Source organism: Streptomyces sp. CLCI03 (genome assembly GCF_053615355.1).
The window spans coordinates 8,167,107-8,185,397 of sequence record NZ_CM132132.1; the positions used below are offsets into that span (position 1 = coordinate 8,167,107).

General features: G+C 71.9%; 22 protein-coding genes and 1 pseudogene. 12 read left to right on the forward strand and 11 right to left on the reverse strand.

The window, feature by feature from the left end; all coding sequences use genetic code 11:
* Nucleotide 1: 1 nt before the first annotated feature.
* Together ACWG52_RS37715 and ACWG52_RS37720 are read right to left on the reverse strand one after the other, a co-directional pair.
* Nucleotides 2-943, reverse strand: a complete 942-nt coding sequence (locus tag ACWG52_RS37715) for a DMT family transporter (RefSeq protein ID WP_453127257.1) — start codon at nucleotides 941-943, stop codon at nucleotides 2-4.
* A 70-nt stretch (nucleotides 944-1,013) separates the two neighbouring features.
* Entirely contained in the window at nucleotides 1,014-1,787 is a 774-nt protein-coding gene (locus tag ACWG52_RS37720; protein WP_453127260.1) for an ArsR/SmtB family transcription factor, read from the reverse strand.
* A 135-nt stretch (nucleotides 1,788-1,922) separates the two neighbouring features.
* Between ACWG52_RS37720 and ACWG52_RS37725 the strand changes: the two genes are divergently transcribed.
* A complete protein-coding gene (locus ACWG52_RS37725) occupies nucleotides 1,923-2,762 on the forward strand; it encodes a class I SAM-dependent methyltransferase (RefSeq protein ID WP_453127262.1) in 840 nt (279 codons plus the stop codon).
* A 36-nt stretch (nucleotides 2,763-2,798) separates the two neighbouring features.
* Entirely contained in the window at nucleotides 2,799-3,107 is a 309-nt protein-coding gene (locus ACWG52_RS37730; protein ID WP_390137697.1) for a hypothetical protein, read from the forward strand.
* Nucleotides 3,108-3,118: 11 nt separating this feature from the next.
* Here the strand turns inward: ACWG52_RS37730 and ACWG52_RS37735 are convergent, their stop codons facing one another.
* Complete coding sequence (locus ACWG52_RS37735) at nucleotides 3,119-4,018, reverse strand: oxygenase MpaB family protein (RefSeq protein WP_389806277.1); 900 nt, start codon at nucleotides 4,016-4,018, stop codon at nucleotides 3,119-3,121.
* A gap of 31 nt (nucleotides 4,019-4,049) precedes the next feature.
* On the reverse strand, nucleotides 4,050-4,409 hold the full coding sequence (locus ACWG52_RS37740; RefSeq protein ID WP_375938945.1) for a ribosome maturation factor RimM: 360 nt from the start codon (nucleotides 4,407-4,409) through the stop codon (nucleotides 4,050-4,052).
* 174 nt (nucleotides 4,410-4,583) lie between these two features.
* On the opposite strand from ACWG52_RS37740, the gene ACWG52_RS37745 reads away from it, so the two are divergent.
* Nucleotides 4,584-4,976 carry a hypothetical protein gene (locus ACWG52_RS37745; protein ID WP_389806275.1) on the forward strand — a complete coding sequence of 131 codons (393 nt, stop codon included), beginning with the start codon at nucleotides 4,584-4,586 and terminating at the stop codon, nucleotides 4,974-4,976.
* Between the two features lie 95 nt (nucleotides 4,977-5,071).
* Here ACWG52_RS37745 and ACWG52_RS37750 read toward each other — a convergent pair whose 3' ends face one another.
* A complete protein-coding gene (locus tag ACWG52_RS37750) occupies nucleotides 5,072-5,257 on the reverse strand; it encodes a hypothetical protein (protein ID WP_033224277.1) in 186 nt (61 codons plus the stop codon).
* A 167-nt stretch (nucleotides 5,258-5,424) separates the two neighbouring features.
* Here ACWG52_RS37750 and ACWG52_RS37755 point away from each other — a divergent pair, with 167 nt between their 5' ends.
* Both ACWG52_RS37755 and ACWG52_RS37760 read left to right on the forward strand, forming a co-directional pair.
* Nucleotides 5,425-6,621: an FUSC family protein gene (locus tag ACWG52_RS37755; RefSeq protein WP_389806273.1), complete on the forward strand. Its 1,197-nt coding sequence runs from the start codon at nucleotides 5,425-5,427 to the stop codon at nucleotides 6,619-6,621.
* Between the two features lie 21 nt (nucleotides 6,622-6,642).
* On the forward strand, nucleotides 6,643-7,029 hold the full coding sequence (locus ACWG52_RS37760) for a VOC family protein (RefSeq protein ID WP_389806271.1): 387 nt from the start codon (nucleotides 6,643-6,645) through the stop codon (nucleotides 7,027-7,029).
* 30 nt (nucleotides 7,030-7,059) lie between these two features.
* On the opposite strand, the gene ACWG52_RS37765 is transcribed toward ACWG52_RS37760, so the two are convergent.
* Entirely contained in the window at nucleotides 7,060-7,452 is a 393-nt protein-coding gene (locus ACWG52_RS37765) for a nuclear transport factor 2 family protein (protein WP_389806269.1), read from the reverse strand.
* A 138-nt stretch (nucleotides 7,453-7,590) separates the two neighbouring features.
* On the opposite strand from ACWG52_RS37765, the gene ACWG52_RS37770 reads away from it, so the two are divergent.
* Complete coding sequence (locus tag ACWG52_RS37770; RefSeq protein WP_033224281.1) at nucleotides 7,591-8,034, forward strand: MarR family winged helix-turn-helix transcriptional regulator; 444 nt, start codon at nucleotides 7,591-7,593, stop codon at nucleotides 8,032-8,034.
* A gap of 243 nt (nucleotides 8,035-8,277) precedes the next feature.
* A complete protein-coding gene (locus ACWG52_RS37775; RefSeq protein WP_453127265.1) occupies nucleotides 8,278-8,859 on the forward strand; it encodes a dihydrofolate reductase family protein in 582 nt (193 codons plus the stop codon).
* Nucleotides 8,860-9,000: 141 nt separating this feature from the next.
* Here the strand turns inward: ACWG52_RS37775 and ACWG52_RS37780 are convergent, their stop codons facing one another.
* Entirely contained in the window at nucleotides 9,001-9,414 is a 414-nt protein-coding gene (locus ACWG52_RS37780; protein ID WP_453127267.1) for a VOC family protein, read from the reverse strand.
* A gap of 92 nt (nucleotides 9,415-9,506) precedes the next feature.
* On the opposite strand from ACWG52_RS37780, the gene ACWG52_RS37785 reads away from it, so the two are divergent.
* Both ACWG52_RS37785 and ACWG52_RS37790 read left to right on the forward strand, forming a co-directional pair.
* A complete protein-coding gene (locus ACWG52_RS37785; RefSeq protein WP_453127268.1) occupies nucleotides 9,507-10,190 on the forward strand; it encodes a class I SAM-dependent methyltransferase in 684 nt (227 codons plus the stop codon).
* Nucleotides 10,191-10,235: 45 nt separating this feature from the next.
* Nucleotides 10,236-10,586 (forward strand): hypothetical protein, encoded by a 351-nt coding sequence (locus ACWG52_RS37790; protein ID WP_389806262.1) that lies wholly within the window; start codon nucleotides 10,236-10,238, stop codon nucleotides 10,584-10,586.
* Here the strand turns inward: ACWG52_RS37790 and ACWG52_RS37795 are convergent.
* A complete protein-coding gene (locus ACWG52_RS37795) occupies nucleotides 10,571-11,467 on the reverse strand; it encodes a helix-turn-helix transcriptional regulator (protein WP_390167417.1) in 897 nt (298 codons plus the stop codon). The genes ACWG52_RS37790 and ACWG52_RS37795 overlap by 16 nt on opposite strands.
* A 160-nt stretch (nucleotides 11,468-11,627) precedes the next feature.
* Between ACWG52_RS37795 and ACWG52_RS37800 the strand changes: the two genes are divergently transcribed.
* A complete protein-coding gene (locus tag ACWG52_RS37800; protein WP_390167439.1) occupies nucleotides 11,628-13,052 on the forward strand; it encodes an MFS transporter in 1,425 nt (474 codons plus the stop codon).
* A 177-nt stretch (nucleotides 13,053-13,229) separates the two neighbouring features.
* On the opposite strand, the gene gap is transcribed toward ACWG52_RS37800, so the two are convergent.
* Together gap and ACWG52_RS37810 are read right to left on the reverse strand one after the other, a co-directional pair.
* Complete coding sequence (gene gap, locus ACWG52_RS37805; RefSeq protein WP_033224285.1) at nucleotides 13,230-14,228, reverse strand: type I glyceraldehyde-3-phosphate dehydrogenase; 999 nt, start codon at nucleotides 14,226-14,228, stop codon at nucleotides 13,230-13,232.
* Nucleotides 14,229-14,337: 109 nt separating this feature from the next.
* Nucleotides 14,338-15,294, reverse strand: a complete 957-nt coding sequence (locus ACWG52_RS37810; protein ID WP_390137686.1) for a GlxA family transcriptional regulator — start codon at nucleotides 15,292-15,294, stop codon at nucleotides 14,338-14,340.
* Between ACWG52_RS37810 and ACWG52_RS37815 the strand changes: the two are divergent.
* Nucleotides 15,191-15,592, forward strand: a pseudogene (locus ACWG52_RS37815) (hypothetical protein); the annotation flags it as partial. The gene ACWG52_RS37810 and the pseudogene ACWG52_RS37815 overlap by 104 nt on opposite strands.
* A gap of 167 nt (nucleotides 15,593-15,759) precedes the next feature.
* On the opposite strand, the gene ACWG52_RS37820 reads toward ACWG52_RS37815, so the two are convergent.
* Nucleotides 15,760-17,022: a hypothetical protein gene (locus tag ACWG52_RS37820; RefSeq protein ID WP_389806255.1), complete on the reverse strand. Its 1,263-nt coding sequence runs from the start codon at nucleotides 17,020-17,022 to the stop codon at nucleotides 15,760-15,762.
* A gap of 278 nt (nucleotides 17,023-17,300) precedes the next feature.
* Between ACWG52_RS37820 and ACWG52_RS37825 the strand changes: the two genes are divergently transcribed.
* Nucleotides 17,301-18,260, forward strand: coding sequence for an MBL fold metallo-hydrolase (locus ACWG52_RS37825; RefSeq protein WP_389806253.1), 960 nt, complete (start codon nucleotides 17,301-17,303; stop codon nucleotides 18,258-18,260).
* Nucleotides 18,261-18,291: the final 31 nt, after the last annotated feature.

An 18,291-nucleotide genomic window follows, 5' to 3' on the forward strand; every position in this document is an offset into this window, starting at 1 on the left:
GTCAGGTCCGGCCCGCACCGAGCGGGCTGTCCGCGGCCGGAGTGCGGGCCGAGCGCGGCGTGTACCGGGAGACCGCCACGCCGGCCAGGCAGAGCGCCCCGCCGAGGAGGGTCAGCCACGCCGGTACCTCGCCCAGGAGGGCCCAGCTCAGCAGCACGACGATGGCCGGGACGGCGTACGTGGTCGCGCCCAGCTTTCCGGCGGGCATGCGCGCCAGGGCGTAGGTCCAGGTGGTGAACGCGAGAGCGGTCGGGACGACACCCAGGTAGAGCATGTTCAAGGTCGCGGACATCGGCGCCTCGGGCAGTTCCGCGAACAGTTGACCCGAGAAGGGCAGGCAGGCCACGGTTCCCGTGAGGCAGGCGAAGGTGGTGACCTGCAGGGGAGTGCCGTAGGAGAGCGCGGGCTTCTGGGCGATGACGCCCGTCGCGTACGCCACCGCCGCGAGCAGGCAGAGTACGACGCCGAGCACCGAGGTGGAGCCGCCGTCCCCGGACGACATGGACAGGCCCACGACCACCGCTCCGGCGAAGGAGACGGCCATGCCGACCAGGAGACGCGGAGGCAGTGCCTCGCCGAGCAGGCGGGCCGCGAGGAGCGCCATGAGGATCGGCCCGGTGTTCACGAGCAGCGACGCGGTGCCCGCGTCGACCAGCCGTTCACCCCAGTTCAGGACGATCGTGTAGCCGCAGAACCACACGACACCGGACACCAGGATCCCGCGCCAGGCCTCGCGGGGCGGTAGGCCGTGTCGACTGATCAGGAGCAGCACCACGAGGACCAGGGAGGCCGCCAGCAGCCGGCCGAGGGCCAGGGCGCCGGGCGAGTACGCGGCCCCCGCGCTGCGGATGGAGACGAAGGCGGAGGCCCAGGCGAACACCGTGAAGGTGACGGCGCCGACGGTGAGGACGCCGGGCGGGATCGAACTCGAGCGGAACGTCATGAGCCCACCCTACGACCGCAACATTTCGGTGTCGACCGAATTAATGTGTCTTCCTGTCCGGAGCCGCGCCTCAGTTCCACGCCTCCGGTGTCAGCCCCAGTAGTTCACCGAAGGCCCGCTCCCCGGCGTCGGTCACCTCCAGGGCCCGCCCGCCACCCGTCGGGCACACCACCCACTTCTCCGCGGTCGCCCGTGCGCACAGCCGTGCCCCGGCGAGGCCGCCCAGGTGGCGGCGCCGCTCGGTCCAGTCCAGGCAGGAGCTCGCCAGTGGCCTGCGTCCCTGTCCGGCCAGGCTGATGCCGGCGTCGGCGCACCAGATCCGGCCGGCCTCCGTCAGCTCGAACACGTCGTCCGTGCGCAGCAGCCCGCGCCGTTCCATCGCGTCGGTCACCGCCATGCCGAGCCGCCCGGCGAAGTGGTCGTAGCAGGTCCGGGCGCGGGCCAGCGGGTCCGGCGCGGCGACCACGGGCACGGCGTGCGCCGCGTCCCGGTCCGGAACGGCGTGCGAGGCGAGCTCGTCGAGCAGGCGGGCCGTCGCCCCGTCGGCGATGCGCACGTAGCTGTGGCGGCCCTGCCGCTCGGTCACGCAGATGCCCACGTCGAGCAGCCGGGTCAGATGGCCGCTGATGGTGGAGGGCGCCACCGAGGTGATGCGGGCCAGCTCGCCCGCGGTCCAGGCGCGCCCCTCCAGGAGCGTCATGCAGATCGCCGCCCGCGTCTCGTCGGCCAGGGCGGCGGCGAAGGCGGCCAGCAGTGCCGCGGGGGCCGCTCCGCCCACGGGGGGCGCACCGCCCGCAGGGGCCGCTGCGCCCGCGGGCGTAGAACCGGGATGCGTCTCGTTCATACGTCCAGGATGCCCCATGATTTCGGTGAACAACGAATGATCTGTGCGTAGTGAGGTCCACTGTCGCGACCGGGGGTTCGCCCGCCACACTGAGGGTTGCGGGGCAGAACGCCCCCGTCACGAGGAGGTGGTGGGGTGTTGTCGTCGAGTGATCCCACGGAGCGGCCGTCCCCGGTCGTACGGCCCGAGGTGTGGGAGACGTACGGGCCGGCCGATCTCAGCGCCGTTCCGGTCTTCGCCGGAGGGTTCATCAACTTCGGCTACTGGAAGGCGGTCGACCTCGGGCAGCCGCTGTCGCAGGACGACCGGATCCGCAGCGAGCGGGACCTCTACCGGCACGTGCTCGACGCCGTGGCCCCCGAAGGCGGCAGGGCCGTCGAGGTCGGCTGCGGTCTCGGTCTCGGGTGCGCGCTCGCGCTGGAGGAGTACGGGCCCATGGCCGTCACCGGGGTGGACATCCATCCCCAGCAGCTCCGACGGGCCCGCGAAGCCAACTCCCCGCTCCTTGCGGCCCAGCCGCACCGGCTGACCTTCGCGCTCGGGGCCGCGGAGGAGCTGCCGTTCGGCGACGCGGAGTTCGACTGCCTCTACAGTGTCGAGGCGGCGCAGCACTTCCCGGACCTGACCGCCTTCGCGCGGGAGGCGGCGAGGGTGTTGGGCCCGGGTGGCCGGGTGGCGGTCACCAGCTTCTTCACCGTGGAGGGAGCGCCCGAGCCCGCGAAGCGGCTCGCGGGGCTCCTCGACTCCTTCGCCAGCGGGCTGGACATCGCGCGGCCGGTGTCCCGGCTCACCGATGCGCTCACCGACGCGGGCTTCGGCGACGTCAAGGTCGCCTCGATCGGTCCGCAGGTCTGGCCGGGCTGGGACCGTTGGCTCGCCCGCCTCTGGGCGCCGGGCACCTGGCCCCGGAACTTCCTGGCCGCCTGGGAGCAACAGATCCTGGACTACTACCTGGTGACGGCCACCCGACCGTAGCCCGCCGCTGTCAGTGGCTCCGCCTAGTCTTCAGGCATGTCAGTGAACATCGATCTTGCCTTCACCGTCACCGGCGTCGCCGACGAGCCGCAGGCCTGGGCGATCGTCCGCGCCCTGCAGGAGCTGATGCACGAGGAGGACATAGCCGCCCAGGTCACCATCGGCGTGGCGGTGGACGAAGACGGCTCGTACTTCGTCTCCGGGGACTCCGACTTCCCGCTCGGCATCTCGCGCTTCTACCTGTGGCAACCGCACTTCGAGGGGGTTTTCGCCGTGACGGTGGCCGCGGTGGCGGCCGGGGCCGTGCCGGAGATCCGCTGGGGTTACCCGGACGAGGAGTACTGACCGCTCCACCCTCAGCCCGGCAGGGGAGACGGAGCAGCCGGGGGAGCGGGGGGTAGTGCCCAGCGGATCGCCCGGGTGACGGCGTGGCCGCCGGCGCGGGCGACCGGGGGCGGTATCCGGGCGACCGCGGGCGCGTCCTCGGCCACGGCCGACCTCGCCCAGGGCGGAAGCAGCTCCACGGCCGCCGCCGCCAGCAGTGCGTACGGCAACCGGGCGGCCCCCGGCAGCGGCGGCTCGCTCAGCAGGAACAGGGTCGTGTCCCGGGAGGCCGCGGTCGGCCGGAGGCCGGGCCGGTACCGGGCCATCCGCAGGGCCAGCTCGCGCACGTTCTCCGGCGGCACCTCCGCCCCCAGCGCGCGGGCCACGCGCGCCGTGTCGGCGAGGTACGCGTCGCAGCCCGCGGAGTCCAACGGGCGCCTGCCGTACCGCTGATGGGCCCGCAGGAAGCAGTCCGCCTCGGCGATGTGCACCCAGGTCAGCAGCTCCGGATCATCGGCCCGGTACGGGACTCCGTCGGCCGTCCGCCCCCGGACCCGCGCGTGCACCTCCCGTACGAGGGCCACCGCCGCCTCGGCGTCGGCACTCGTACCGAAGGTGGTGACGGCGAGGAAGGTGCTGGTGCGGTTCAGCCGCCCCCACGGGTCGCCCCGGTACCCCGAATGCGCGGCCACGGCGGCCATGGCGAGAGGGTGCAAGGACTGCAGCAACAGGGCGGCCAGCCCACCGACGAACATCGAGGCGTCCCCGTGGACCCGGCGCACCGGCCGGTCCGGGGCGAACCATCGAGGTCCGGGCGTCGTGTGGATCCGCGCCCGGTTCCGGGGTCCGTCCGGCCCGGCGACGCGCAGGAAGACCGCGTCCCCGGCGTGCCGCCTGATCCGCTGGACCGTCGTGGCCCTCGCCTTGGCCATGAGCCCAGTATGGGCCGGTACCGGCCGTGGATCACAGCCAGCGCGGCGGGATGATGCCGTAGTAACCGCCGAGCAGCTGACGGTAGTCGGTGCTCTCCAGGTGCTGGTCCCGGATGAACTCCGGGGCGTCCTTGACCTGTTCCCTGGTCAGTCCGACCCGGATCCGCTTCTCCTCCACGTCGATACCGGTGACGGTACCCGCCGGGAGGAGGACCTCCTTGCCGAAGATCCACGGGCCGGTGTCCACGACCAGATAGGCCGATCCCGCCTCGTCGGAGTGCTTGTCGACCTTTCCGATGGCGCCGTCGGAAGCCTCCACCTTGTAACCGGACAGGTCCACGTCCGTGATGCGGTCGACGGTGACGTGGTAGGCCCAGACGTTCTCAGACATGAGTGAAACAGCTCCTCCATCGATCCGTGTCCGTCGCGGCGCGCATGCCCCGTGCGATCGCGGCTACACGTCCGTGTCCCGATCGGGGCCGACTCCCCGTCCGGAGCGGCCGGAGCATGGCCTGATCAGGGCGAACTCCCGCGCCGCTCCCGGGCTCGGGGCTACGCTCCCTGGATGGAACGCGCAGAGGTACTCAAGCGAGTGATCGGCATCCTCACCGACGCCCAGGACATTCGCCGGGCCGCCGAGGCGGGCGAGCTCGACGAGCACGTCGACGCCGGGGAGGACGGCGCCGGAGCGGCACCCACGGCCGGTGTGGCCACTCTGCTCCTGAACGAGATGCTGCCGTCGATCAGGGTGCCGGCGGACGCCTCGCCCCAGCAGGTGGCCGCCCTCGTGGCGGAGGCGCTCGGGCCGGCCCTGCACACCATGGTTTCCGGCTTCAGCCTGGCGTTCACCAGCCTCGCGATGGTGCACGACGACGGACGGACGGACATCTCCTCGATCGAGGTCCTCCAGGAGCTCGCCCTGGAGATCGAGTCCGGGACCTACGACGAGGGCGCGTAGCACCTCGCCGCCGGTCCCGGCTCCGCTGCCATCGCCCTCACGTACGCGGGGCGGCGGTCGGGCGGGCCGTCCGCCGTACGGCCTGCCCGAGCCCGTTACTCCGCGTCGTCGTCGCTCGTACGGGTCGTCTTCCGCTCCTGCCGACGCCTCAGTTCCTCCGGGCTCTTGCCCTCGACCCGCTTGCTGGCCTCGGGGTGCACCGGGTCCGGGCCGGGATGATCCTGCGCCTGCTCCGCGCGGCCCTCTCCCGACTTCTCACGCCTGTCCTGCGTACCCTCCATGGCTGCTTCTCCTTCGCGCTCGCGGTTCTCGTCGACAGGAACTGCCCCGGACATCCACCGCCTACCCGCGAACGGCCGGGGTGACCTCCTACGGCCCATCCTCGGCCGATCGGGGCCCGGCGGCCACGCCATGCGTCATCCGGCCCAGCAGCGGGAAGGCGCCCCGCATGCCGGAAACGATCACCAGTCTCGCCACCCGTGTCGCACGCCGCCGCCGTGAGCCGGTCGCCGTCCAGGCTCTGCGTTCCACCGCCGCGGCCGTGATCAGCTACGTCGTCGCGCTCCGCCTGAGCAGCGAGCCACTTCCCCTGACCGCGCCCCTGACCGCCCTGCTCGTCGTCCAGGTCACCCTGTACTCCACCCTCACCACCAGCATCCGCCGGGTGAACTCGGTGGTCGTCGGTGTGCTGATCGCGATCGGCTTCAGCGCGCTGGTGGGTCTGACCTGGTGGAGCCTCGGACTGTTGATCCTCGCCTCGCTGGTGGTGGGCCACCTGGTACGCGTCGACGAGTTCGTGCCCGAGGTCGCGATCAGCGCCATGCTCGTCCTCGGCGTCACCCAGGTCACGGACACCGCCTGGGACCGGGTCCTGGAGACGATCATCGGCGCGGTGGTCGGACTGCTGGTCAACCTGCTCCTCGCACCGCCCGTGTGGGTCGGCCCGGCCGGCGACGCGATCACCGACCTCGCCCGGCGCATGAGCCGGCTGCTCGACCACCTCGGTGAGGAACCCTCCGGACCGGCCAGGGTCGAGCAGGCCGCGGCCCGGCTGCACGAGGCGCGCCGCCTCGACAACGACATCGCCCAGGTCGACGCCGCCCTCCGGCAGGCCGAGGACAGCCTCCGGCTCAATCCGAGGGTCAAGGAAGGGCTGCTCTTCAGGCTCGTGCTGCGGACCGGCCTGGACACCCTGGAGATCTGCGCGGTCGTGCTCCGTGTGGCCTGCCGGACCCTGACCGACCTGGCTCGGGCCCGCCCGGACGGGCCGCTCTTCGACCCCCCGACCGCGACCGCGCTGCGGGAGGTGCTCCGCCACACGGCCGTCGCGGTGGAAAGCTTCGCCCAGCTGATCACCGCGCAGGTCAGCGCCAACGCGGAGGAGGCGGAGGCCCGACTCACCGGCGAACTGGCCGTCGCCCGGGCCCACCGCGACCGACTCGCGGTCCTGTTGCTGGCCGCCGCCCGCGAGGACCCGGCACACTGGCAGCTGAGCGGTGCGCTGCTCACCGAGATCGACCGGGTGCTGGACGAGCTGGGCGTGGACAAGCGCTCCCAGCGCCTGCTGGAGGAACTGGACCAGCACGCCCGCACCCGGCACAGTCGCTGGAAGACGCTGAAGCAGCGGCGGCAGGACGCCGCGTGAGGCGTGAGGAAAGGCGGGGGCATGGTGCACGTACTGGGCAGCAGGGTTCTGCTGTGCCCCACCGACCCCGAACGCTCGCGCGCCTTCTACGGCGACACCCTGGGGCTGGCGATCCACCGCGAGTTCGGCACCGGCCCCGAGCGCGGCACGGTCTACTTCCTCGGCGGTGGCTTCCTCGAACTGTCGGGCCGCGCCGAGTCGCCGCCCGCGCCCGGCCTGCGACTGTGGCTCCAGGTCGAGGACGTGCACGCGGCCTACGAGGAACTGCGCGGCCGGAACGCCGAGGTGCTGCGGCCTCCCCTCCGCGAGCCCTGGGGGCTGATCGAGATGTGGATCGCCGACCCCGACGGCGTGCGGATCGCCGTGGTGGAGGTCCCGTCCGACCACCCCCTGCGCTTCCGCCCCTGATCCGAGGCCGGCCTCCGGGAACCGAGGACCTCAGCGGGCGCTTCCCAGGTCACGATCCGCCTCGGATCCTTCGAGCATCAAGGTGGTCTCCTCGATGCGGCTGAACCGGCCGTCGGGCGCGAACTCGCCGAACAGGTAGACCTCGGTGCGCACCGTCGAACCGTCCGTCTTCGTGACGTGGACGGTGTGCCGGTCGGCGTACTTGAGGCCGTCGTACAGCTCCTCGTGGACCTCGACACGGCCGTGGTCGACGACGGTGCGCAGGTGGCTGATGTGCTCGATGAAGCCGGCCCGGTCCGCCCACTCGCCGTCCGTGCGCTGGCGGTACTCCGGGGCGAAGTGGCGGTCGGCGGCCTCCTGGACGCTGAGGTCGCGGTTGAGGAGCAGGTCGGTGAGGGCGGCCGTGATACCGGTGCGGGTCATGGGAGTGCCTTTCGATACGCCTGGTGGATGTGGATGTGGATCTGGAGCTGGATCCGAAACGGTCGTAATGCGTGCGCGACGCACGCACTTCGAAAACCCTAACAGCTATGCGTGCGTGACGCACGCTATTCTTTTCGAGTGGACAACGAGATCGGGCAAGAGATCGCTGACGCGCTGGGCATCCTGCTCAAGCGCACGACCCGCGCGCACCTGCACCAGCGGCTCACGGAAGGCATGGGCGAGGCCGTCGACGACGTGACCTACCCCGTGCTCAGCGCCCTGGCCCGCACCGGCCCCCGCAGCGCGGCGGACCTGGCTCACGACGTGGGGGTCGACCGCTCCGGCGTGACCCGCCGAGCCTCCCGGCTGGAGACCGCGGGCCTCATCCGCCGGGAACCGGACCCCACCGACCGGCGCGCACACCTCCTCGTCCTGACCGACGAGGGGCGGCTCGTCGTCGCGGAGCTACGTACGCGCCTGGCGGACCACATCACGACGAGCCTGGCCTCCTGGCCCCCGGGCGAGGCCGAGACCTTCGCCCGCCACCTGCGCCGCTTCACGGCCGAAGGCCCCTTCGCCTAGGGCCTGGCTTTCGGATCATGCCGGGCCCGCGACGCCTGGCGCCGCACCTCGCCGCGTTCTCGTCGGTCGTCGATGCTCCGCATGGACTCCCTCCTCGGCCTTGCGATGCACGACACCGGACGCCGCGGGCTGATCCGCCCTGATCCCAAAGCCAGGCCCTAGGGGCGGCGTCCGGCACGTGGCAGCGGGAACGACGGCTCATGGCGCGCTAATTTGGGGCATCCCGAAGCAGAGGAGAGCCCCGTGGGCAAGGTGGTCATGTACAGCTCGGTGTCGGTGGACGGCTTCGTCGCGGACGAGGACGACCGGCCCGGACCGCTGTTCGACTGGTTGTCCAGCGGTGACGTCCCCTTGGACGAGAGCGGCGCGCTGAAGGTGTCGCAGACGTCCTACGACCACACCCGGCCGTACTGGGACCGGATCGGCGTCACGGTCGTCGGCCGCCACGTCTTCGACCTGACGGACGGCTGGGACGGGAAGCCTCCGGGCGGGATCGACCACGTGGTCGTCGTGACGCACCGGCCGGAGCCCGAGGGCTGGGACCCCGAGGCGCCGTTCCGTTTCGTCGACGGCGTCGAGGCGGCCATGGCCAAGGCGCAGGAACTCGCGGGTGACCGCGTGGTCGAGGTCGCCGCCGGTGACGTCGGTGGCCAGGTGCTCGCCGCGGGCCTGGTCGACGAGGTGCGCATGGACGTCGTACCCGTCGTGCTCGGGTCCGGCAAGCGCTACTTCGGGTCGGTCCACGCGCAGCACCTGTTGGAGGACCCCGACGTGGTGCTTCAGGGCGACCGGGTGCTTCACCTGTGCTACCGGGTGCGCCGTTGAGCGATCGGCGCGGGTGCGCGCAGCCGGCGGCCGCGAGGTCTCCGGTGCCCGGTTCTTCGTGGTCGATGAACCGGGCACCGGAGACCTCGCTGTTGCCCGATCAGGGCACGCCGTCGCTCAGCTCACTTCGTTCGCACGGGCCTACTGGTCGCGCTCGGGCCAGGTGGGGCCCTGTTCGGTCCAGACGACACCCTTGTTGCGGCAGAGGCAGAAGGGGTGGCCGATGGGGTCCGTGTAGACGCGGAATCCGTAGCCGTCGGGGCCGGTGCAATCCCGCTGCAGGGTCGCGCCGAGGTCCAGGACGCGGCGCTGTTCGGCCTCGAAGTCGTCGACCTCGAAGTCGAGGTGGAACTGCTTGGGATGCTCGCTGTCGGGCCACTGCGGGGCGCGGTAGTCCTCCACCTGGATGAAGGCCAGTTCGATCGCGCCGAACTGGATACCGGCCCAGTGCTCGTTGCTGCTCTTCTTGACCGGGAGCCCCGTCACCTCGGAGTAGAAGGCCGCCAGCTTCATCGTGTCCGGGCAATCGATGATGAGATCGGTTAGTCGTAGCACCCCGTGATCTTGCCACAAGATCAAATGTGCCGGGCGGTGAGACGCCCATGGGGCGGTCCGGGCCCGCCACGGGCAGGAGTAACGTTCTGCCCGTGGCGGAACACCAGGACGAGACCAGGACGGCCTACGACGGGGTCGTCGCGCTCTACGCGTCGCTGTTCGCCGATCGGCTGGAGACGCAGCCGTTCGCGCGGGCCATGCTCGCCACCTTCGCGGAGTTGGTGCGCGGGACGGGCAACTCGCGGGCGGCAGACGTCGGGTGCGGGCCCGGACATCTGACGGCCATGCTCCACGACCTGGGCCTGGACGCCTTCGGGATCGACATCTCCCCGGGCATGATCGACCACGCCCGCCGGGCCCGCCCCGCGCTGCGGTTCGACGAGGCGCGGATGGAGGCCCTGCCGGTCGAGGACGGAGCGCTCGGGGGCGTCCTCGCCCACTACTCGATGATCCACACACCGCCCGGGGAACTGCCCGCGCTGCTCGCCGAGCAGGCGCGCGTCCTGGCCCAAGGGGGCCTGCTCCTGGTCTCCTTCTTCGCGACCGACGGACCGGAGCCGGTCCGCTTCGACCACAAGGTGACCCCTGCCTACAGCTGGCCGGTGGACCGGTTCGCCGAGCTGCTGGCCGGGGCGGGGCTCACACCGTTCGCCCGGTTGGTCCACGACCCGGCCTCCGAACGGGGCTTCCTCGACGCCCACCTGCTGGCCCGCCTCGCGCCGGCCGCGAGCGAACCGAGGGCATCCGGGTGCGGCTACTCACCCCCTTCTGAGTAGCCGCACCCAGGCGGGGTCGCCCGCCGTTCGCCTAGCCTTCGTTCCATGAGCCTCGTGAAGGAACCGGCCGGGCCGGAGCAGCAGACGCAGGAGGAGCCGGCGATGGAGCCGGAGCGCAGGGGCACGGCGTCACTCGCCCTGGGGGCCACCGCCGTGGCGATGCTCGGCTGCCCGTTCCTCCCGGAGCAACTCCCGCCGTGGATCCGCTTCTTCCCGCTCTACCTCGTCCTGCCCGTCGCGATCATGGCGCTCGTCTGCGGTCTCCCCGACCTGTGGGCCATGCGGGGCGACGAGGCGGCGGCCCGCGGCCGCGCGCGGATCGGGGTCGCTTTCGGCACGGTGGCCGTCCTGGTGCCGCCGGCCGCCTGCCTCCTCATGGTTCAGCTCCTGGACTGAAGTTCGCCCTCGCCGAGAAGCCCCGCCCCGGCCGGTGCCGCCAGCCGTTCCAGCTCCTCCAGGCGCTCGCGCGACTCCTGGTCCAGCGGTACGTACGTCACGAGCCTCGGGCCGGTGCGCGGTCCGAGCCACAGGTTGTTGTGTTCCAGGTACAGCATGCCCACGTGCGCGTTGCGGACGTACTTCGACTTCGCGACCTGACCGCCGACCACCTCGTGGCGGGCCCACACCTCCCGGAACTCCGCCGACGCCCCCTCCAGCCGGGCCAGCAGCGTCTTCCACGCGGGCTCCGCCAGGTGCTCGGCCATCGCCGCCCGGAACCGCGCCGCCATGATCCGGTGCGTGCTCGGCAGGTCGACCACCGAGTCCTGCCACTCCTGGTCGGTGAAGGCGAGCCACATGCAGTTGCGCTCCTCCGGCCGCTTGCCGTCCAGGTCGCCGAGCAGACGCCCGTAGGTGGCGTTGTAGGCGAGGATGTCGTACCGGCTGTTCTGGACACACGCCGGGATGTGACCCAGCTGGTCGATGATGGCCCGCACGGACGGTGTCACGCTCGGGCAGACCGCCGGCTGCACCGGGTCGAGGCTCCCGGCCAGCGAGAACAGGTGCTCCCGCTCGCTCACGTCGAGCAACAGTGCCCGCGCGACGGCGTCCAGCACCTGCCCCGACACCTGGATGTGGCGCGCCTGCTCCAACCACGTGTACCAGGTCACGCCCACCGACGACAGGTGCGCGACCTCCTCACGACGCAGCCCCGGGGTCCGTCGGCGCGGCCCGCGCACCAGCCCGACCTGCTCGGGAGAGATCCGCTCCCGGCGGGTGCGTAGGAACTCGGCCAGCTCGTGCCGCCGAACATCGCTTCCAGGAGCCACAGTGGTCATGATCCCAGCCTGCCGCACCGCCCATCCTGTTGCCAGGTAGTCCTGATACCTGGATAACGACACTCTGGTACCCGTCTGACGGCCGGGAGATCGTCGGACGGTGACTCAGATCCCTGTACGCAGCAATCCTGTACGCAGCAACTCCGGGCACGGCGACCCCGTGCCCAGCGTTTCCGTCCGAAGTGTCCCCGTCCGAAGTGTCCCCGCGCCCCACCTGAGCGGCCTCGGCCTGTTCACCGTGCTCCTCGGCGCGGCCCTGCCCCTGATCGACTTCTTCATCGTCAACGTCGCGCTCCCGTCCATCGAGCACGACCTCGCCGCCGGCCCCGCCCTCCTGGAACTGGTCGTCGGTGGCTACGGCGTCGCGTACGCCGTCCTGTTGGTCCTCGGCGGGCGCGTCGGCGACAGCCTCGGCCGCCGCCGGCTCTTCCTCGTCGGCATGGCCGCCTTCGGCGTCACCTCGCTCGCCTGCGGCCTCGCCCCGAACGCCTGGGCCCTCGTCGCCGCCCGCGTCGCCCAAGGCGCGGCCGCCGCCCTCATGCTGCCGCAGGTCCTCGCCACCATCCAGGCCACCACCGAGGGCCCGCGCCGGGCCCACGCCATGAGCCTCTACGGGGCCACCGGGGGCCTGTCCATGGTCGCCGGGCAGATCCTCGGCGGCGTCCTGGTCGCCGCGGACCTCGCCGGAACGGGCTGGCGCGCGGTGTTCCTGGTCAACGTCCCCGTGGTGCTGGTCGGGCTGGTCCTGGCGGTGCGCAGCGTCCCGGACACCCGGGCCGGCCGGCCCGCGGCCGTGGACGTGCCCGGCACCCTGCTCCTCGCGCTGTCGCTGATCTCGCTGCTGCTCCCGCTGACGGAGGGGCGCGCCGCCGGCTGGCCGCTGTGGACCTGGATCTCGCTGGGCGTGTTCCCCGTCGCCGCAGCGGCGTTCTACTTCACCGAGCGCCGGGCGGACCGTAAGGGCCACACCCCGCTGGTGCCGCCGAGCCTGCTGAGGCTGGAGTCGCTGAGGCGCAGCCTGGCACTCCTGATGCCGTTCTCCGTCGGCTTCGGCGGCTTCATGTTCGTCCTGGCCGTGACCCTCCAACAGGGCCTGGAGATGGGCCCGGTGACGGCGGGCCTGGCGCTGGCGCCGATGGCCGTCGCCTTCTTCGGAGCCTCGCTGGCCGGTCCGCGCCTGATCACCCGCTTCGGCAGCCGGATCGTCACCGCCGGCGGTGTCATCCAGGCGGCCGGGATCGCCCTCCTGCTGGTCACCCTGCGCCAGGGCTGGCCGGACCTCGGCGTGGCCGTACTCGCACCCGGCATCGCGCTGGCGGGACTGGGCCAAGGCTTCCAGATGCCGGTGCTGATGCGCCTGACGCTCTCGGACGTCCCCGCCGACCGGGCCGGGGCGGGCAGCGGCGTCATGATCACCGCCCAGCAGTCCGCCGTGGCGCTCGGCGTCGCCACGCTCGGCAGCCTCTTCCTCGCGCTGGTCCCGACGGCCGGCATGCGCGCGGCCGTGTCCACCACCCTGCTCGTCCAGCTCGGCCTCATCGCGCTGACCGTCCTGCTCAGCCTCCGCCTCCCGCGCATGCGCTGACCGGATCACGCCGGTGCGAAGCATCGAGCACGAGCAGGAGCACGAGCACCGGCGCGGCCGCGCGGTCGCGTGGATACGCCGAGGCGCCCGCGCGCGGCAGGTCGGTCACCGTGATCCGTGACCGTGACCTACCGCGCGCGGGCGCCTGGCCCGCCCCCACCGGGGACCGCTGTCGGTTCAGCCCGCGGCGAGGAGCGTGAGCGTGTCGATCACGCGGTTCGAGAAGCCCCACTCGTTGTCGTACCAGGCGACCACCTTGACGTGGCGGCCGTCGACACGGGTGAGCTCCGAGTCGAAGATCGACGAAGCCGGGTTGCCCGTGATGTCGGAGGACACGAGCGGGTCCTCGGAGTACTCCAGCACGCCGGCCAGCGGTCCCTGCGCCGCGGCGCGGTACGCCTCAAGGATCTCCTCGCGCGTCACGTCGCGGGCGACGGTGGTGTTGAGCTCGACGATCGAGCCCACCGGGACCGGCACGCGGATCGAGTCGCCCGACAGCTTGCCGTCGAGCTGCGGCAGCACGAGGCCGATCGCCTTCGCGGCGCCGGTCGAGGTCGGAACGATGTTGACACCGGCGGCGCGGGCACGGCGCGGGTCGCGGTGCGGGCCGTCCTGCAGGTTCTGCTCCTGCGTGTAGGCGTGCACCGTGGTCATGAAGCCGTGCTCGATGCCGGCGAGCTCGTCCAGGACGGCGGCCAGCGGGGCCAGCGCGTTGGTCGTGCAGGACGCGTTCGAGACGATCACGTGCTCGGCCGGGTCGTAGGCGTCGGTGTTGACACCGAACGCGAGCGTGACGTCGGCGCCGTCGGACGGCGCGCTGACCAGCACCTTGCGCGCACCCGCCTTGATGTGGCCACGGGCGGCCTCGGCCGAGGTGAAGCGGCCGGTCGCCTCCAGGACCAGGTCCACCTCGAGCTCGGCCCACGGCAGCTGCTCCGGCTCGCGCTCGGCGAGCACAGTGATGCGGTGGCCGTCGACGACGAGCACATTCCCCTCGACGGTCACGGGGCGGCCGAGCCGGCCCGACGTGGTGTCGTAGGCGAGCAGCCGAGCGAGGGTCGCGGGCTCCGTCAGGTCGTTGACGGCGACGACCTCGAGGTCGGTGTCGCGCTCGAGGAGCGCGCGCAGCACGTTGCGACCGATGCGGCCGAATCCGTTGATGGCAATGCGAGTCATGAGCGATGTCCCTTTCGTTCGCCATCAGGTTCGCTCGCGGTCACCCTCCGCAACAGCGGCGAGATCGCCATGGTTCGTAAGGATCTCGCCATCGGGCGGGGTGGGTCGGTCACTCGCCCTGGGTGAAGGTGCGCCGGTACTCCGTCGGGGTGGTGCCGAGGATGCGGTGGAAGTGCAGCCGCAGGTTGGCGCCGGTGCCCAGGCCGACGTCGTCGGCGATCTGCTCGACACTTCGCTCCGAGCGTTCCAGCAGCTCACGGGCCACGTCGATCCGGGCCCGCATGACCCACTGCATCGGCGTGTACCCGGTGTCCTCGGCGAAGCGCCGCGAGAAGGTCCGGGGCGAGACCCCCGCCTGCTGGGCCAGCGCCTCCAAGGTCAGGGGTTCTCCCAGGTGGTGCAGCGCCCACTCGCGGGTGGCGGCGAACCGCTCGCCGAGCGGCTCGGGCACGCTGCGCGGCACGTACTGCGCCTGGCCGCCGCTGCGGTAGGGGGCCGCGACCAGACGGCGGGCCGCGTGGTTGGAGGCGGACACGCCGAGGTCGCGGCGCAGGATGTGCAGACACAGGTCGATGCCCGAGGCGGCGCCGGCGGAGGTGAGCACGCTGCCCTCGTCGACGAACAGGACGTTCTCGTCGAGGTGGACGAGGGGATGTTTCGCGGCGAGGGCTCGCGCGTAGTGCCAGTGGGTCGTCGCGCGCTTGCCGTCGAGCAGACCGGTGGCGGCGAGCGCGAACGCGCCCGTCGAGATGGCGGCGAGCCGCGCGCCCCGGTCGTGGGCGGCGATCAGCGCGTCGATGACGGCCCGCGGCGGATCCTCGCGGTCGGGGTGGCGGTAGCCGGGGACGAAGACGATGTCGGCCCACGCGAGCGCGTCGAGCCCGTGGGTGACGTGGTAGGAGAGCCCGTCGCCGCCGGTCACGAGCCCAGGAGCCGCGCCGCACACGCGCACCTCGTACGGCATGCTCGCGCGGGTCGTGAACACCTGCGCGGGGATACCGACGTCGAGGGGCTTGGCGCCTTCGAGGACGAGGACGGCTACACGGTGGAGACGGGAGGGCGACACGGGGTTCAGGGTACGGCGGGGGAGAGGACGCCCCGTCCTCGGCCGCCCCGGGCGTCCGCGCTGTCGGCCGTGGCGGACAGCGAACGGGGACGGCTGGTCCGCCTTCCCGGTCGACGGCCGCCCGGTCGCCGTCACCGGCGACCGGGGCGGCCGCGTTCAGGTGTGGGACGTGGACACGCGTACGGAAGTGGTGGGACGGGGGCGCCCGACCTCGCACACGGGTCCGGTGCGGGCCCTCGCCGCGGCCGTCGTGGACGGTCGGCCGCTCGTCGTCACCGGCGGCGACGACCGGACGGTCCGGGTGTGGGACCTGGGATCCCACCGGCCGGTGGGATCGGTCTCGGTCCTTCCCCGCGAGGTGACTGCGGGGACCATGGCGCCCGACGGGCGGATGGTGGTGGGATGCGGCGGTGACGTCGCGGTCCTCGCACCCCTGACCTCCTGCCCCCCGATCGCCCGGCGGAGTCACAGTCGTTTGGCGATGAGGTCCAGGTCCCCGCGGGTGAACCCCGGACCGTCGGCGCCGTCCGGGGCGAAGGACTCGATGACCGCGCGGACGACGGGCTTCTCGTCCGTACCGGTCACTTCGGTGAACTGCACGTTGTAGAAGACGACTCGGCCATCCACGTCCACGTTGGAGATCTCCAGGACCTCGTCGACCCATTCGGTCGCCTTGGCCGCGTTGCCCTGCTCGCGCTCCAGTTCCCGCAGACAGCTGCGGCCGATGCCCGGCAGCAGGGTCACCGTGAGCGCCGTGGCATCGGCGAAGGTGCGTACGTCCGGCCAGAAGGTGTTGATGGGCCGGGGCCGGGACGCGTCCGTGAAGTCGAAGAAGGTCAGGGTGTGGCGCACGCACACGTGGTGCACGTTCTCCTCGGCCGCCGTCAGTGTCAGGGTCACCTTTCGGTCGCCCACGTCGGCGAGGACCGTAGCGGTCGCGGCGGGGTTCGCCGAGTCGGCGTACACCGCGATGGACGGCGCGTTCACCCGGGCTTCCGTGAAGAGGCGTAGGCCCTGCTCGGACGTCGGGAACGGGGTCATCCCCTTGCGCAGGTTCTGCTTGGTCCTGGCGTCGTAGACCCACTGCTCGCGCAGGGGCGGGTACAGCACCGCCCCGTCGCGGGCGACCTGTTCGGCGGCGACGTGCGCGGTCCGCAGGTGCCGGTGCAGGGTGGTCCAGAGCGCGGCGTCGTACACGCCCCGTCCGTTGTCCGCCTCCGCGGCGTGCAGCCACGCCGTCTCCAGGTCCTTGAGCGCGAGCGACACGGCGTCCATCCGGCGCGTGCCCGGCCCGCCCGGTATCGGCTCGGTGTCGGGGTCGAAGTTCATGCCCGGGTCGTCGGCCGGACTCTGCGGGCCCAGGGACACCATCAGCGGCAGGTTCCACAGCAGGCGGTGCGGGTTGGGGCTGCCACCGGGACCGGCCATCGCCACGGCTTCGGCGACCCGCTCACCGGCCACCGTCCAGCACAGACTCCAGAACGCCCGCGCCGCCCCCTGGAGCTTCGCGTTCTGCGCGTTCCAGGCGGGGGTGAGCTGCTCGGCGATCGAGCTGAGGCGCTCCTTGGAGATCTTGTGGTGCAGTGCCCCGGATTTCCACTCGGTCGGTAAGGTGTAGGCCGCCTTGCCGTCGTTCAGCGGCTTGACGGCCCACTTGGTCTTGTCCGGGACCTCGCGGGCACTGCTCGGTGGTGGCGCCGGCCTGCCGGCAACCGGAGACGTCGTCATGGCACTCCCTTCGTGGCCCACCGAGCGCGGGCCGCGCCCATCTTCGAGTCCTCCGCGAGGGGACGTCCACCGGTTCCGGCGCATTGGGAAGGGTGGGACGAAAGACATTGCGAGAGTCACCGCGAGAGCCGCCGCACCTGCCCCGTGAATCCCAGCCGCCCTATCGGCCGGGCCTGTCCGGTGCCGAGGCGCAGCCTCGGAAATCGGCGCGCCCCGACCGGCCGGGGCCCGTTACGATCGGGCCCTCACCCGATCATGGCGGTACCACGGAGGCACCGATGACACTCGCCCCTTCGCGGACGCCCGACCACCCCGAACTGCTGGAGCGAGGACACCCGTTCCGCCAGTGGAAGACCTGGCGCATCCCTGGCACCGAGCTGACCCTCACCGGGTACTCACGCGCGAACGACAAGACGTTCTTCCACATCCCCGAACTGCGCTGCGCGCTCGACGCCGGGCTGGCGGAAGGCCGTCAGCCGGAAACCGTCTTCCTCACCCACACGCACCACGACCATTCCAAGGACCTCGACCACCTGGCGGCCAGGCCCGACGGGGTCGACATCCACCTGCCCGCCGCGGCAACGCCGTACGTGGAGACCTTTCTGCGGGCATCCGCCGAACTGAACCACGGAACCGCCTACGATCCGGCCCTCGCCGCGGGCTGCCGCCTCCACGGGGTGCGCGGCGGAGACGAGTTCACCTTCGGGCGCCGCGGCCACCATGTACGGGTGGTGGAGTGCGTCCACAAGGTGCCGTGCGTGGGATACGCGTTCTCCGAGCGGCGCAAGGCGCTGCTGCCCGAGTACGAGGAACTGCGGCGAACCCTCGCCGAACAGGGCCGGGGTGCGGAGTTCGGCCGCGTCCTGGCGCAGCGCCGCAAGGAGGGGACCGAGGTCGAACACGAGGTGCGCAAGCCGCTGTTCGCCTTCCTCGGCGACACCCATGTGAGTGTCTTCCAGGACAACCCGTGGCTGTTCGCGTACCCGGTGATCATCACCGAGTGCACCTACCTCGACGACGCCGAGCTGGAGCGGGCCGACCGGGTCGGACACACCGTGTGGAGCCGGCTCAAGCCCGTCGTCGAGGCGCACCCGGACACGCTCTTCGTCCTCACCCACTTCAGCCTGCGCCACTCGGACCGGGACGTCCTGGACTTCTTCCGCGACGAGCGGCCCGACAACGTACTGCTGTGGGCGCACCCGGACAGCCGAATGCCCGAGCAGCACCAACACGGCTGACGCCCCGGGCCGTCGCACCAGGGGACACGGC

Excerpts from the sequence above, each read along its gene's own strand:
- ACWG52_RS37715 (WP_453127257.1), bottom strand. The coding sequence starts at position 943 with ATGACGTTCCGCTCGAGTTCGATCCCGCCCGGCGTCCTCACCGTCGGC.
- ACWG52_RS37720 (WP_453127260.1), bottom strand. The coding sequence starts at position 1,787 with ATGAACGAGACGCATCCCGGTTCTACGCCCGCGGGCGCAGCGGCCCCT.
- ACWG52_RS37730 (WP_390137697.1), top strand. The coding sequence starts at position 2,799 with ATGTCAGTGAACATCGATCTTGCCTTCACCGTCACCGGCGTCGCCGAC.
- ACWG52_RS37735 (WP_389806277.1), bottom strand. The coding sequence starts at position 4,018 with ATGGCCAAGGCGAGGGCCACGACGGTCCAGCGGATCAGGCGGCACGCC.
- ACWG52_RS37740 (WP_375938945.1), bottom strand. The coding sequence starts at position 4,409 with ATGTCTGAGAACGTCTGGGCCTACCACGTCACCGTCGACCGCATCACG.
- ACWG52_RS37745 (WP_389806275.1), top strand. The coding sequence starts at position 4,584 with ATGGAACGCGCAGAGGTACTCAAGCGAGTGATCGGCATCCTCACCGAC.
- ACWG52_RS37750 (WP_033224277.1), bottom strand. The coding sequence starts at position 5,257 with ATGGAGGGTACGCAGGACAGGCGTGAGAAGTCGGGAGAGGGCCGCGCG.
- ACWG52_RS37755 (WP_389806273.1), top strand. The coding sequence starts at position 5,425 with ATGCCGGAAACGATCACCAGTCTCGCCACCCGTGTCGCACGCCGCCGC.
- ACWG52_RS37760 (WP_389806271.1), top strand. The coding sequence starts at position 6,643 with ATGGTGCACGTACTGGGCAGCAGGGTTCTGCTGTGCCCCACCGACCCC.
- ACWG52_RS37765 (WP_389806269.1), bottom strand. The coding sequence starts at position 7,452 with ATGACCCGCACCGGTATCACGGCCGCCCTCACCGACCTGCTCCTCAAC.
- ACWG52_RS37790 (WP_389806262.1), top strand. The coding sequence starts at position 10,236 with ATGAGCCTCGTGAAGGAACCGGCCGGGCCGGAGCAGCAGACGCAGGAG.
- ACWG52_RS37795 (WP_390167417.1), bottom strand. The coding sequence starts at position 11,467 with ATGACCACTGTGGCTCCTGGAAGCGATGTTCGGCGGCACGAGCTGGCC.
- gap (WP_033224285.1), bottom strand. The coding sequence starts at position 14,228 with ATGACTCGCATTGCCATCAACGGATTCGGCCGCATCGGTCGCAACGTG.
- ACWG52_RS37820 (WP_389806255.1), bottom strand. The coding sequence starts at position 17,022 with ATGACGACGTCTCCGGTTGCCGGCAGGCCGGCGCCACCACCGAGCAGT.
- ACWG52_RS37825 (WP_389806253.1), top strand. The coding sequence starts at position 17,301 with ATGACACTCGCCCCTTCGCGGACGCCCGACCACCCCGAACTGCTGGAG.